This is a genomic window from Streptomyces sp. RK9, assembly GCF_045070545.1.
GTDB lineage: Bacteria > Actinomycetota > Actinomycetes > Streptomycetales > Streptomycetaceae > Streptomyces > Streptomyces alboflavus.
On sequence record NZ_CP173703.1, the window covers coordinates 601,672 to 615,184 of the forward strand.

Sequence of the window (13,513 nt, forward strand, 5' to 3'; positions counted from 1 at the left end):
CGATGAGAGCGAGAGGGCCGCAGCGGCAGTCCACCGCGGCCGCCAGCCGGGCCGACTGAGCCGGCGGTGGGGGGTCCCTGAGCCCAGGGACCCCCCACTCACTCTCTTCTCACTCTCTTCGCGGCGTCTCTGTCCGTCCGCACGCGGGGCCCTGGCGTCGTCCCGCGCGTCCGGCGCTCAGCGGCCCCGGTGCCGTTCGGCGATCCGGACCAGTTCGGGGACGACGTCGGCGGCGCTCGGCATGGCCCTCATGTCGGCGCGCAGCCGCCGCGCCCCTTCGGTGAAGGAGGATTCCGTGAGCAGCCGCCGCACTTCGTGGGCGACGCGTTCGCCGGTCGCCTCCGCCACGGGGAGGTCGACTCCGGCGCCGTACGCGGCCAGGCCCCTGGCGAGGATCGGGGCGTCGATCTCCTCGGCGACGGCGAGTTGGGGGACGGCGTGGAGCGAGGTCGTGCCGATCGTGCCGAACCCACCGTGATGCACCATCACCGCACACGTAGGAGCCAGCGCCGCCAACGGCACGAACTCCTCCACCCGCACCCGGTCCCCCACCACCGCACCCAACTGCTCCCGGATCCCCTCCGCACCCGGCAACGCCGCCACCACCTCCACATCCAACGCAGCAAGCGCCTTCAAGATCTCCACCACCGACACCGCATACCCGGCAAGCCGCTCCACCGCACTCAACCCCAGCGTGAACCCCACCCGAGGCCGCACCGGCACCTCCCACAACCACCGCGGCACCACCGACACCCCGTTGTAGACACCGAACCGCATCGGCAGATATCCGATGCCGGTGGTCTCCAGGCGGAACGCCTCGGGCAGCTGGTCCACGGTGAACTGACCCGTCGTCAACTCCTCGTCGAACTCCACTCCGTAGCGCCCGCCGAGATCGCTCAGCCAGGCGCCGAGCGGATCCCCCACGGCGCCCACCGGCTCCCCCGCCTCGCCCGCGAGGCGGACGAACTGCTCCCGCACCCGCCCGAAGAAATCCACCCCCCACGTCAACCGCCCATGCGCCGCACCACACACCCGCGCCGCCACCCCACCCGCGAACGTCCCCGGCTCCCACACCACCAACTCCGGCTCCCACCACCGGCACAACCCCACCAACTCATCCACCAACGGATCGTTCACCAACCGGAACCACCACGGCACCACATCCCCATAACCCGCCCGCACATACTCCAACGACAACAACCCACCCGGCACATCCGCCACATCGAACGGCGGGAGTGCCGACCAGCGTTCGTCGCCGTGCCGGACCTTCAGGACCCGCCAGAGCTGGTGGTCGCGGCCGACGGGCACGGCCGTCAGACCGGCCCGGGTGATCTCCGGCACCAGCTCCGGCTGACTCGCCACCCGCACCTCATGACCGGCGGTGTCCAGGGCGTGCGCCAAGGACACCATGCTGAAGAAATGCGTGCGCACGGCATAGGCGGTGAAGAGAATCCGCATGCTCATGTCCCCCGAATGTCACGTAGTTTCGCCGCGGGTGTTCATGGCGGCCGACAGGAACCGATGCACAGCATGACCCAACGGGAGGAAAGGTGAAAGGGATAGTTCTCGCGGGAGGCACGGGCAGCCGTCTCATGCCGATTACGGCAGGCACGTCGAAGCAACTCCTGCCGATCTACGACAAGCCAATGATCTTCTACCCGCTTTCGGTCCTGATGCTGGCCGGAATCCGGGACGTCCTGATCATCGCGGCCCCGGAATCCATGCCTTCGATGCGTCATCTGCTCGGTGACGGCACGCATCTCGGAATGAATCTCACGTACGCGCAGCAGCCCGAGCCGCGCGGTATCGCGGATGCCTACATCATCGGCGCCGACCATGTCGGCAACGACCGTTCCGCGCTTATACTCGGCGACAACCTGTTCCATGGGGCGGGATTCCAGGACTTGCTGCGCGAGGCCCGGGAGAAGTCGGACGGCTGCACGCTCTTCGGCTATCCGGTGGCGGATCCCGAGCGCTATGCGGTCGCCGAGACCGACGCGCACGGAAACCTGATCGGCATCGAGGAGAAGCCGGCCCGCCCGGCGTCCAAGAACGCCATCACGGGGCTCTACTTCTACGACAGCGACGTGGTGGAGATGGCGCGCGGACTGCGCCCTTCGCACCGCGGCGAACTGGAGATCACGGATGTCAACAAGCTCTACCTCGACGCCCACGCCGCCCGGCTCGTGCAGTTGGGCCGCGGCTTCACGTGGCTCGACGCGGGCACGTTCCGTTCCCTGCTCGACGCCAGCCAGTACGTCCAGGTCCTGATGGACCGCCAGGGCGTGCGGGTGGCGTGTCTGGAGGAGATCGCGCTGCGGATGGGCTTCATCGACGCCGGGCAGTGCCACGAACTGGGCCTGGCCATGGGCGATTCGGGCTACGGACGGTACGTCCGCGAGGTCGCGGAGGCCCTCGCGTGAGCGCGGCGCGGGGCGTGAGGAGGAGGTGGACATGCGTGTCCTGGTGACCGGCGGTGCCGGGTTCATCGGCTCGAACTTCGTGCGGCGCATGCTCGCGGGGGCGTACGCGGGCTTCGAGGACGCCGAGGTCGTGGTCCTCGACAAGCTGACCTACGCCGGGAACCAGAGCAATCTCGCGGGCGCCCTGGACGACCCGCGGCTGCGTTTCGTCCAGGCCGACATCTGCGACCGGAAAGCCGTGGCGAGCGCTATCGCGGGGGTCCGGACGGTGGTGCACTTCGCGGCGGAGTCGCACGTCGACCGGTCGCTGCTCGACGGCGACGCGTTCGTCGCCAGCAATATCGTCGGCAGCTACGAACTGCTTCGCGCCGCGCTGCGCACGGAGGTCGACCGGTTCGTCCTGGTCTCCACCGACGAGGTGTACGGCGAGACGGAGACGGCCTCCTGGACCGAGGACTTCCCGCTGCGCCCCAACTCCCCCTATTCGGCGTCGAAGGCGTCGGCGGAGCTGCTCGCCCGGTCCTTCCACCGGACGTACGGGCTCCCCGTCTGCACCGCCCGGGCCTCCAACACGTACGGGCCCTACCAATTCCCCGAAAAGCTCATCCCGCTGTTCGTCACCCGCCTCCTGGACGGCCTGACGGTCCCGCTGTACGGCGACGGCTCCCAGGTGCGCGAGTGGATTCACGTGGACGACCACTGCCGGGGTCTCGCCCTCATCGCCGGTGCGGGGCGCCCGGGAGAGACGTACAACATCGGCGGCGGCACGGAGATCTCCAATGCCGAACTGACCAAACTGCTCCTGGAGTTCCTCGACGCCGACTGGTCCCAGGTGCGTTTCACCGAGGACAGGAAAGGACACGACCGGCGCTATTCGATCGACTGCCGGAAGATCCGTGAAGAACTCGGCCACCGCCCGCTCGTGGCGTTCCGCGAGGGACTTCTCGACACGGTGCGCTGGTACGCGGACAACCGGAACTGGTGGGAGCCGCTGAAACGACCCGGTGAGCTTCCCCTGGCCGCCATGGCGGAACCCCACTGACCGCTGCGACGGCACAAAAGACAGCGACGGACAACAGCACGCGATCCACGACACAGAAAGGCTCACGGAGATGGACGGGGCAGGCGTCAGGAAAGAGATCCAGACCTTCATGGATCAGTACTACGCACGCGAGGACGGCGCCGGGGACGGCGCCGAGATGTACGACATCGACTCTTTCACGATGGTGCAGCTCGTGCTGTATCTGGAGGACAAGTTCAACATCGTCATCCTGGAGGAACTGCACGGATTCAGCGGCGGCGACTTCGACGCCTTCGCCGAGTTCGTCGCGGCCGCCGGCCAGGAGAACGATGCGGCGTGACCCGGGTCCTGTTCGTCCTCTACGCGGAAAAGACCCACCTGTTCATCCAGGTGCCGCTGGCCCGGGCTTTCGCGGCGGCCGGTCATGAGGTGCGGGTGGCGAGTCAGCCGGAGCTGGTGCCGGAGATCACCCGGGCCGGTCTGACGGCGGTGCCCGTCGGCCGCGACCACGGCATGGGGCGACTCCTCGCGCTGCGGCCGGAGTTCAGAAGCCGCTTCGGGGGCAGCGACCTGCCGCCGTTCGATGTGGCGGATGTGCCGGGTGGGTTGTTGTCGTTGGAGTATTTGCGGGCGGGTTATGGGGATGTGGTGCCGTGGTGGTTCCGGTTGGTGAACGATCCGTTGGTGGATGAGTTGGTGGGGTTGTGCCGGTGGTGGGAGCCGGAGTTGGTGGTGTGGGAGCCGGGGACGTTCGCGGGTGGGGTGGCGGCGCGGGTGTGTGGTGCGGCGCATGGGCGGTTGACGTGGGGGGTGGATTTCTTCGGGCGGGTGCGGGAGCAGTTCGTCCGCCTCGCGGCGGAGGAAGCGGCGGCCGGAGGCACGGGCGGGGATCCGCTGGGCGAGTGGCTCGGGGCCCTCGCGGGGCGGTACGGAGTGGAGTTCGACGAGGAGTTGACGACGGGTCAGTTCACCGCCGACCTGCTTCCGGCCCCCTTCCGGTTCGACACGGCCATCGACTACGTCCCCGTCCGCTACGGGACCTACAACGGGGTGTCGGTGGTGCCGCGGTGGTTGTGGGAGGTGCCGGTGCGGCCTCGGGTGGGGTTCACGCTGGGGTTGAGTGCGGTGGAGCGGCTTGCCGGGTATGCGGTGTCGGTGGTGGAGATCTTGAAGGCGCTTGCTGCGTTGGATGTGGAGGTGGTGGCGGCGTTGCCGGGTGCGGAGGGGATCCGGGAGCAGTTGGGTGCGGTGGTGGGGGACCGGGTGCGGGTGGAGGAGTTCGTGCCGTTGGCGGCGCTGGCTCCTACGTGTGCGGTGATGGTGCATCACGGTGGGTTCGGCACGATCGGCACGACCTCGCTCCACGCCGTCCCCCAACTCGCCGTCGCCGAACAGCTCGACGCGATCTGGCTCGCCCGCGGCGTCAGCTCCTACGGCGCCGGAATCGACCTCCAAGTGGCCGAAGCGACCGGCGAACGCGTCGCCCACGAAGTCCAGCGGCTCCTCACCGACCCCTCGTTCACCGAAGGCGCCCAGCGGCTGCGCGCCGACATGAGGGCCATGCCGAGCCCCGCCGAGGCCGTCCCCGAACTGCTCCGCCTCGCCGAACGGCACCGACGCCCACCCCTGGCAGCCGCACCCCACCCGCAGGCGACGAACACAGGAAGGCAGACGACGGCATGACGAGCGCACCAGGACACGAACCCCGCACCCCCGCACCCTGCCCCGGCTCCGGCTCCAGCTCCAGCTCCAGCTCCGGCCCGGAAACGCACCCCGCGCCCGACCGCGTCGTCGTCACCGGCCGCGGCGTCGTCTCCCCGCTCGCCCCGAACTGGCCCGACACCTGGGCCGCGCTCGTCGCCGGGAAGAGCGGCATCCGCGACATCACCGGGTTCGAGGTGGGCGACCTGCCGGTCCGCATCGGCGGCGAAGTCCCCGGCTTCGAGCCCGAGCACCATCTGCCGCGGCACGTCGTCCGGCGCACCGACTGGACCATCCAGGTGGTCGTCGCGGCGGCCCGCATGGCGCTCCAGGAGGCGGGGATCGAGGTCGACGAGGGGCTCGCGCCGCGGGTCGGGGTGGCCGTCGGGTCCATCATCGGCTCCACGCGTGTCGCCTCGCGCAACGCCATGGCCATGCGCGACGAGGGCTACGCCGCGGTCAGCCCGCAGGTGTTCCCCACGATGGGCATCAGCTCGGCCGCCGAGGTGTGCCTGGAGCTCGGTGCCCGCGGCCCGTCCGCCGAGATGGTCGCCGCCTGCGCCACCGGCACGGTGTGCGTCGGCGAGGCGGCCCGCTGGATCCGCGAGGGCCGCGCCGACGTCGTCGTGGCCGGCGGGATGGACGCCTTCGACCGGCTCGAGCTCGCGGCCGCGGCGCGGGCCCGGGTGCTCTCCCGCAGGACGGGCGACCCGACGACCGCGAGCCGCCCCTTCGACAGGGACAGGGACGGCTTCGTGATGGGCGCGGGCGCCGGCGCCCTGGTCCTGGAGAGCGCCGCGCACGCCCGGCGTCGCGGCGCCGAGGTCCACGCCGAGCTGGCGGGCTACGCGTCCACCACGGACGCCCACCACCTGACGGCGCCCTCCCCCGACGGCGCCCAGGCCGAACGCGCGATGCGCACCGCCCTGGAGTCCGCCCGCGCCACACCCGCCGACGTCGGCTACGTCAACGCCCACGGCACCGGCACCCGGCTCAACGACACCACCGAGCTGACCGCGATCCGCCGGGTGTACGGCGACCACGCGCACCGCGTCCCCGTCAGCTCGACCAAGAGCATGACGGGCCACATGCTCGCTGCGGGCGGCGCCGTGGAAGCCGCGGTCGTCACGGAGGCCATCCGTACGGGCGTCGTGCCGCCCACCCTCAACTGCGACTCCCCCGAGGACCCGGTGATGAACTTCGTCGCGCACCAGGCCCAGGAGCACGACGTGGCGGTCGGCGTCAGCCACTCCTTCGGCTTCGGCGGCCACAACGCCGTGCTCGTCCTGCGGCGCTGGCGGGGCTGACGGGGCCGAGTGGGCCGTGCGGCACCCCGCCGCGGCCCGCCCCCCGTAGCCCGGCCTTCAGCCCACCCGCACCCCGGGCACGTACCGGATCCACTGTCCGCCCGCGTCCCGGAACTCCTGCTCCTTCGCCATGATCTCCTCCGCGTGATTCCACGCGAACAGCACCGCGTACGGCGGGCGGTCGTCGGCGAAGCGCTGGTGGGGCACCACGGGGATGTGGGATCCGGGGGTCAGCCTGCCCTGTTTGGCGGGCGTGGTGTCGGTGACGTACGCGATCAACTCCGGGCCGATGCCGCAGTAGTTGAGGACCGTGGCGCTCTTGGCGGTGGCTCCGTAGCCGACGACGTCCTTGCCCTGGGAGCGCAGCTCGCGCAGGAGCGAGACGAGGTCGTCGCGGGCCTTCAGGACCCGGTCGCGGAAGCCCTCCAGGGTGTGGCGCGCGGTCAGCTCCGCCGCCTCCTCCTCGGCGAGCAGCTCGCCGACGGCCGCCGTGCGCTCGCGCGCGCCCGCGCGGGCCAGCGTGTAGCGCACCTCGCCGCCGTGCACGGTCAGGCGCTCCACGTCCACGAGGTCGAGGCCGTGGCGGCGCGCCATCTCCGCCACCGACCGGGCGGTGAAGTAGTAGAAGTGCTCGTCGTACATCTGGTCGAAGGACGTCTGCCGCACGATGTCGGCGAAGTAGGGGTCCTCGAAGACGAACACGCCGTCGGGCGCGAGGAGTTCGCGCACTCCGCGAAGGACCGAGCCCATGTACGGGATGTGGCAGAGGGTGTTGGCGGCGTAGATGACCGCGGCCTGGCCGTCGTCGGCGCGGATGGCGCGGGCGCTCTCCTCCTCGAAGAAGTCCTTGCGCACCCGGATGCCGCGGGCGGCGGTGACGTCGGCGACGGAGCCGGAGGGCTCCACGCCCAGATGCCGGATGCCGGCCTCGGCGACCGTCGCGAGCATGACCCCGTCGTTGCAGCCGAGTTCGACGATGAACGCGTCGTCGCCGGTCAGTTCGGTGCCGACGAAACGCTCGGCGACGCCCCGGAAGTGTTCCCGCATTCGGGCGGATCCGGAGGAATGGTAAGGGTAATGATCGTGGAACATGCGCTCGCGCGGCACTTCATGGAGAAGCTGCACCATCGTGCACGATTCACAGGCTCCGACGACCAGCCGGTAGAAGTGTTCGGGCTCCGTCGATTCCGGCGGCAGGAAGCAGTCCGATATCGGCTGTTCCCCGAAGTCCATGAAGGCGACGACCTCACCGCCGCAGACGCGGCACGCGGCAGACTCCGGCATATTGCCTCTCCTCCGTGAGCGGATTGCTCCCCGGCCGCGACGGGACGCCGCGATGCGGCGACCGCGGATATCGCGGCCACCGGATCGGGGAATTACTCAGAGGCTACGGACGAGTCGGGGTGAGGGGAACGGGCCGCGTCGTCCGCGATTTCCGGGCCGAGCGCGGTGGCCGCGGCCTCGTCGACCTTTCGGATCATCCAGTCGTTGAGGTCGCTCTCCATGTGCTGAGCGGCTTTCTCCCAGCGGTCGCACTGCTCGGCGGACGCGGTCACCTGCACGTCCTCCGTCGCCCCCGCGTCCTGCGGCTCGGTGCGCGCGGCCCGCAGATGGCGGCGCAGCTCGTTGCGGGACCAGCCGTGCGCCTCCGCCAGGCTCAGCCAGTGGTCCTGTGCCGGTGCCGGCAGCGCCGCGACCTCGGCGTGGTGCTGCAGGCTCAGTCCGTCCCGCCGGCGGGACGGCGGGAACTTACGCGCGATCCAGGCGTAGTTGCGCAACGTCTGGTAGTCAAGGGATGTCTGCTCGATCGCATCGCGATATCGGCGGGGATACGTCTGCTGGCCGAATACCAGCCAGTCTCCCAACCACCACGCGGATGAATCGACAATGGCAAATATCTGCTCTCCGATGGTTTTCCAGTGTTCCAGTGGCAGATAATCGGGCAAGGAGAGCGAGGACCGTCGCGTGCGCGCCCGGTCGTCCACGGTCAACTTCTCCTGCGGGCCGCTGATGTTCGGTGTGGGATGTCGTAGATTCGGCATGGCACTGTCTCCCCCGGTGACGGCTCATCATGAAGCGATTCGAGCGGTCAGTAAAGAAACAGTAATGAGCGGTCCGGCCCCGCACAAGGGGAGTGCGCCGTTCTCGGCCGCGGCCCTGAACACCGCCGCGACCGCCCGTCCCGACACCCCGCCCGTTCCGTTCCGCCCCACCGTCTCGTGCACCGTGCCGGAAAGAGGACCATGAAGCAGGACCGCGGTGATCCTTCAGCGGCCGTGTGCGTCATCGGCGCGGGCCCGCGCGGAACGTCGATACTGGAACGCATCGCGGCCAACGCTCCGGAAATCCTTGGCGACCGGGAATTCGCGATCCATCTGGTCGACCCCTTTCCGCCCGGTTCCGGCCGCACCTGGCGGACCTCGCAGAGCGAACTCCTGTGGATGAACTCGGCCGCCGAGCAGGTGACGATGTTCCCGGGCAGCTCGGTGCGGTGCGCCGGGCCCGCGCACCCCGGGCCGACGACGGGCAGGTGGCTGGCGGAGACCGGCCGCGGCCCGCTGCACGACGGCCATTACGCGTCGCGTCCCGCGCAAGGGCGCTATTTGCAGGAGTTCTTCCATGGTGTACGCACCCACATGGCCCCGAACCTGCGGCTGCACCTGCACCGCGCGACCGCCGTCGACGTCCGCCACGTCGGTACGGACCGCCAGTGCGTCGTCCTGGACAACGGCCGCGGGGCGGTGCCCGCGGCCCAACTCGTCCTCGCCCAGGGCCACACGGACGTCGTCACCGACACCCCCCGTGGCCTCACCCGCATCGGCCCCGGGCGCGCCGACGAGGACGGGCTCGACCGGATACCCACCGGCGCCCCGGTCGTCGTGCGCGGCCTCGGTCTCGTCTTCGTCGACTGCCTGCTGCTGCTCACCGAGGGCCGTGGCGGCCGCTTCACGCGCTCGCGCCCCGACGGCCGCCTCCGCTATCTCCCCTCCGGCCGCGAGCCCGTGCTGTACGCGGGTTCCCGTCGCGGGGTCCCGCCCTACCCCAAGCCCGCGTACACCCTCAACTCGCCCTGTCCGCCGCCGCGTCACCTCACCCCGGAGCTGTGCCGCGCCCGGCTGCGCCGCCCGGGTTTCGACTTCGACCGCGACCTGTGGGCACCGGCGCTCCAGGAGCTGTCCTGGGCGTACTACCACGAGCTGTTCACTGCCCACCCGGGCCGCACCCGCATGGACTGGACGTCGTTCGCCGCGCAGTACGAGCGCTTCGCGGGCGACGACGACCGTGCCGCCAAGCTCGTCCGCGCCGCCGTCCCGGACCCCGACGACCACTTCGACCCCGAACGGCTCACGGCCCCGCTCGCCGGGCACCGCTCCCCCGACCCGCTCGCACTCCAGCGCCGCGTCCGCGCGCATCTGCGCGACAGCGTGCGCCGACGGCGGGAGCCCCGGCACAGCGCGCACGTGGCGGTGATCCGGGCGCTCGGCGCGGTCGGTGGTGTCCTCGGGGACCTGTACAACGCGGGGGAACTCCCGCCCGCGGCCGCCGCGGTGGCGCTGCGCCGGTTCGCCGTCGGCGCCTTCCTCAGCAGCGGTCCGCCGCCCCTGCGGATGGAGCAGCTGATCGCGCTGAGCGAGGCGGGCGTCGTCACCTTCACCGGACCCGGCACGACCGTGACCGCCGACGAGGACGCCGCCCTCTTCCGGGCCGCGAGCCCGCACGTCCGGGCCACGTACACGGCCAGCATCCTCCTGGACGCCCATCTGCCCGAGCCCGACCTCGCCCGCACCGCCGACCCGCTGCTGCGCCGTCTCCTCGCGGCGGGCCAGATCAGCGAGGAGACCGCGCCGGACGCGACGGGCAGCCCCCGCCCGACCGGCGCCCTGCGGGTCCGCGACGGCCATCCGCTCGACGCGGCCGGTCACGCCCACGGCTCCTGGTACGTCGCGGGGCCGGAGCAGTTCCCGCACGCGGGCACCGACGCCGGGTTCTTCCGCCGCAACGACGAGATCGCCCGCGCCGTCCTGCGGCGGGCGGCGGACCGGCCCGCCGGCGCCCTGTCGTAGCACAGCTGCCATGACGGACAAGTCCGCCGTACGCAGCGGCTACCCCCACGGCTCCCTGCCCTCGGCGCTCACCGCGGCCGCCGAGGGCGACACGGTGGTCCTGCTGATCGGCATGCGCGTCAACCACTTCTGGGCGGTGCACCAGTGGGTGCCGGTCTTCTACGCGATGCTGCGCGAGCTCGCCGCCGCCCCGGACCGCGACCTGCTCGGCCGGGTCCTGCTGACGGCGTCACCGCGCACCTACTACGTGGTGCAGTACTGGGAGTCCGAGGAGAAGCTGTACGCGTACGCCACCGCGGCCGGTCAGCCCAGGAAGCTCAGCCGCACCTGGCGGTCCGGGTTGTCCTTGTTCGTGTCGACCAGGCACACCGACTGCCACGTCCCGAGCTCCAGGGCCCCGCCGATCACGGGCAGCGTCGCGTGCGGGGCGACGAGGGCGGGCAGGACGTGGTCGCGGCCGTGGCCGGGGCTGCCGTGGCGGTGCTGCCAGCGGTCGTCGGCCGGGAGGAGCGTGTGCAGCGCGGCGATGAGGTCGGTGTCGCTGCCCGCGCCGGTCTCCAGGACCGCGATGCCGGCCGTGGCGTGCGGGACGAACACATTGAGCAGGCCGTCGCGGCCGCGGGCCGCCTCGCGCAGGAAGCTCTCGCAGTCGTGGGTGAGGTCGACGACCGTCTCCGCCGAGCCGGTCGTGACGTTCAGGATGCGGGTGGTGAAGGCATCGGACATGCCTCCCATCCTGCACCAATTGGGGTTTCCGGCGACTCCGCGCACCCGGCGTTCTTCCAGTCAGTGATACGAGACGTCCACTCCGCGAGACGTCGTTGACCGTTCACGGAGCGGATCGCTACGTTCTGCCGCATGTCGCGTTCAGTTCTGCTCACTTCGCGCGGTCACATCGACCTGCTGCGAGTGGCCTCCGCCGCGTGTCGTCGCGGCCACTGACGCCTTCTTTTCTTCGCCCTCCGGCTTTCCCGCCGCTCCTCCTTCGGTCCTGCCCGGCCTCGGCCGTCCCCTCTGAGCCCGCCCGGCCCTGAGGGACGCTCCCCCGCGACCGCACGGACCCGCTCCCCCCACCCGCGCCGGAGCCCTCCCTCGCGCTGAACTCCCCCTGCCCTGGAGCGCCATGAGCATCAGTCATGCCCCGCCCACGCCCACTTCCACACCGGATATTTCAGGAAAACCTGAGAAAGGGCCTGTCGAGGTCGAGCCCGCCGCGGCCCCGCCCGATCTCGTCGCGCTCGTCCCCGCCTCCTCCCGCCGCACCCGCGTCCCCCGCTGGATCCGCCGCACCACCGGCCCCGTCCTGCTGCTCGCCCTCTGGCAACTCCTCAGCTCTACCGGCGTGTTGAGCGAGGACGTGCTCGCCTCCCCCGGCACCATCGCCCGGGTCGCCGGGGACCTGATCGAGGACGGCTCGCTGACCTCCGCCATGAGCGTGTCGCTCCAGCGCGTCGCGGTCGGACTGCTCCTCGGCACCCTCGTGGGCACGGGCCTCGCGCTCCTCTCCGGGCTCTTCCGCATCGGCGAGGACCTGGTCGACGCCAGCGTGCAGATGCTGCGAACGGTGCCGTTCGTCGGGCTCATCCCGCTGTTCATCATCTGGTTCGGCATCGGCGAGACCCCCAAGATCGCCATCATCACGCTCGGCGTCTCGTTCCCGCTGTACCTCAACGTGTACGCCGGGATCCGCGGCGTCGACTCCCAACTGATCGAGGCCGGTGAGTCGTTGGGGCTCTCCCGGTGGGGGCTCGTACGGCATGTGATCCTCCCCGGCGCCCTGCCCGGCGCCATGACGGGCCTGCGCTACTCCCTCGGCATCGCCTGGCTCGCCCTCGTCTTCGCCGAACAGATCAACGCCGACTCCGGCATCGGCTTCCTGATGGTCCAGGCACGGGACTTCCTGCGGACCGACGTCATCGTCGTCTGCCTGATCGTGTACGCCTTCCTCGGCCTGCTCGCCGACTTCGTGGTCCGCACTCTCGAAAGGCTGCTGCTGCAATGGCGACCGACGTTCACCGGCCGGTGACCGGCCCCTCCCACCGGGCCGACGCCCCGTACCGGACCGACACCTCCCGCCCCGCCGACACCTCCCGCCCCGCCGACATCGCCGCCCGGGGCGCCGACGGCACCCCGCCCGCTCCCGCCACCGTCGTCCGCGTGGACGGCCTCACCCGCGCCTTCGACGACCGCGCCGTCATCGACCGACTCCAACTCGACGTGCGTGCGGGGGAGTTCGTGGCCCTGCTCGGCCGCAGCGGCTGCGGCAAGTCCACTCTCCTGCGGATCCTCGCGGGCCTCGACCGTGACATCGAGGGCACCGTGCTCGTGCCGCGCCGCAAGGCCGTCGCGTTCCAGGCGCCGCGCCTCATGCCCTGGAAGCGGGTGTGGCGCAACGTCCTCCTCGGCCTTCCCGGCAAGCCCGAACGGGCCGTGGCGGAACGGGCGTTGGCGGAGGTGGGGCTCGGCCACCGGTCGCACGCCTGGCCCAAGACGCTGTCCGGCGGCGAGGCCCAGCGCGCCTCGCTGGCCCGCGCGCTGGTGCGCGAGCCGGATCTGCTGCTCCTCGACGAGCCGTTCGGCGCGCTCGACGCGCTGACGCGGGTCAAGGCGCAGCGCCTGGTCGACGAGCTGTGGCAGCGGCGCGGCTGCGCCGTCCTGCTCGTGACGCACGACGTGGAGGAGGCGGTGCTGCTCGCCGACCGCGTCCTGGTCATGGACGAGGGCGTGATCGCGCACGAGCAGCGGATCGACCTGCCGCGCCCGCGCGACATCGCCGACCCCCGCTTCGCCGCACTGCGCACGGGCCTCCTGGAACGCCTCGGCGTCGAGACCCCGAGCACCGCCGACTCCCCGACCACACCCTCGGCCGCGACCCCGGCCCCCGCCACCGCGACCACCCCCTAGCCGCCACGTCCCCACCCTCCGACACCACCCGCCCCACCGTCCCCGCCCACCCACTCCCGCTCCCACTCCCACTCCCACGACCTCCCAGAACGG

General features: G+C 71.1%; 13 protein-coding genes and 1 pseudogene. 10 read left to right on the forward strand and 4 right to left on the reverse strand.

Annotated features, from left to right (window positions below; genetic code table 11):
* Positions 1 to 177: 177 nt before the first annotated feature.
* Positions 178 to 1,464 (reverse strand): activator-dependent family glycosyltransferase, encoded by a 1,287-nt coding sequence (locus AB6L24_RS02565; RefSeq protein WP_405651593.1) that lies wholly within the window; start codon positions 1,462 to 1,464, stop codon positions 178 to 180.
* Between the two features lie 86 nt (positions 1,465 to 1,550).
* Between AB6L24_RS02565 and rfbA the strand changes: the two genes are divergently transcribed.
* The 5 genes from rfbA (at position 1,551) to AB6L24_RS02590 (ending at position 6,452) form a co-directional block, all read left to right on the forward strand.
* The gene (rfbA, locus tag AB6L24_RS02570) at positions 1,551 to 2,423 is read left to right on the forward strand and encodes a glucose-1-phosphate thymidylyltransferase RfbA (protein WP_405651595.1); all 873 of its coding nucleotides are present in this window, start codon (positions 1,551 to 1,553) and stop codon (positions 2,421 to 2,423) included.
* 31 nt (positions 2,424 to 2,454) lie between these two features.
* The gene (rfbB, locus tag AB6L24_RS02575; protein WP_405651598.1) at positions 2,455 to 3,465 is read left to right on the forward strand and encodes a dTDP-glucose 4,6-dehydratase; all 1,011 of its coding nucleotides are present in this window, start codon (positions 2,455 to 2,457) and stop codon (positions 3,463 to 3,465) included.
* 70 nt (positions 3,466 to 3,535) lie between these two features.
* A complete protein-coding gene (locus AB6L24_RS02580) occupies positions 3,536 to 3,784 on the forward strand; it encodes a hypothetical protein (protein WP_405651600.1) in 249 nt (82 codons plus the stop codon).
* Positions 3,781 to 5,127 carry an activator-dependent family glycosyltransferase gene (locus AB6L24_RS02585; protein ID WP_405651603.1) on the forward strand — a complete coding sequence of 449 codons (1,347 nt, stop codon included), beginning with the start codon at positions 3,781 to 3,783 and terminating at the stop codon, positions 5,125 to 5,127. Before AB6L24_RS02580 ends, AB6L24_RS02585 begins: the two co-directional genes overlap by 4 nt.
* A complete protein-coding gene (locus AB6L24_RS02590; RefSeq protein WP_405651606.1) occupies positions 5,124 to 6,452 on the forward strand; it encodes a beta-ketoacyl-[acyl-carrier-protein] synthase family protein in 1,329 nt (442 codons plus the stop codon). Before AB6L24_RS02585 ends, AB6L24_RS02590 begins: the two co-directional genes overlap by 4 nt.
* Positions 6,453 to 6,509: 57 nt before the next feature.
* Here the strand turns inward: AB6L24_RS02590 and AB6L24_RS02595 are convergent, their stop codons facing one another.
* Both AB6L24_RS02595 and AB6L24_RS02600 read right to left on the reverse strand, forming a co-directional pair.
* Positions 6,510 to 7,736 carry a methyltransferase domain-containing protein gene (locus tag AB6L24_RS02595; RefSeq protein WP_405651608.1) on the reverse strand — a complete coding sequence of 409 codons (1,227 nt, stop codon included), beginning with the start codon at positions 7,734 to 7,736 and terminating at the stop codon, positions 6,510 to 6,512.
* A 92-nt stretch (positions 7,737 to 7,828) separates the two neighbouring features.
* Entirely contained in the window at positions 7,829 to 8,494 is a 666-nt protein-coding gene (locus tag AB6L24_RS02600) for an LmbU family transcriptional regulator (protein WP_405651611.1), read from the reverse strand.
* Between the two features lie 201 nt (positions 8,495 to 8,695).
* Between AB6L24_RS02600 and AB6L24_RS02605 the strand changes: the two genes are divergently transcribed.
* Together AB6L24_RS02605 and AB6L24_RS02610 are read left to right on the forward strand one after the other, a co-directional pair.
* Positions 8,696 to 10,516 (forward strand): FAD/NAD(P)-binding protein, encoded by a 1,821-nt coding sequence (locus AB6L24_RS02605; protein ID WP_405651613.1) that lies wholly within the window; start codon positions 8,696 to 8,698, stop codon positions 10,514 to 10,516.
* 10 nt (positions 10,517 to 10,526) lie between these two features.
* A pseudogene (locus tag AB6L24_RS02610) lies at positions 10,527 to 10,814 on the forward strand (monooxygenase family protein); the annotation flags it as partial.
* 5 nt (positions 10,815 to 10,819) lie between these two features.
* On the opposite strand, the gene AB6L24_RS02615 reads toward AB6L24_RS02610, so the two are convergent.
* Positions 10,820 to 11,242 (reverse strand): secondary thiamine-phosphate synthase enzyme YjbQ, encoded by a 423-nt coding sequence (locus AB6L24_RS02615; RefSeq protein WP_380844386.1) that lies wholly within the window; start codon positions 11,240 to 11,242, stop codon positions 10,820 to 10,822.
* 132 nt (positions 11,243 to 11,374) lie between these two features.
* On the opposite strand from AB6L24_RS02615, the gene AB6L24_RS02620 reads away from it, so the two are divergent.
* From AB6L24_RS02620 to AB6L24_RS02630, 3 genes are all read left to right on the forward strand, one after another.
* Entirely contained in the window at positions 11,375 to 11,458 is an 84-nt protein-coding gene (locus tag AB6L24_RS02620; RefSeq protein WP_319683543.1) for a putative leader peptide, read from the forward strand.
* Between the two features lie 181 nt (positions 11,459 to 11,639).
* Complete coding sequence (locus tag AB6L24_RS02625; protein ID WP_405651616.1) at positions 11,640 to 12,542, forward strand: ABC transporter permease; 903 nt, start codon at positions 11,640 to 11,642, stop codon at positions 12,540 to 12,542.
* Positions 12,515 to 13,420 carry an ABC transporter ATP-binding protein gene (locus AB6L24_RS02630; RefSeq protein ID WP_405651618.1) on the forward strand — a complete coding sequence of 302 codons (906 nt, stop codon included), beginning with the start codon at positions 12,515 to 12,517 and terminating at the stop codon, positions 13,418 to 13,420. Before AB6L24_RS02625 ends, AB6L24_RS02630 begins: the two co-directional genes overlap by 28 nt.
* Positions 13,421 to 13,513 lie beyond the last annotated feature (93 nt).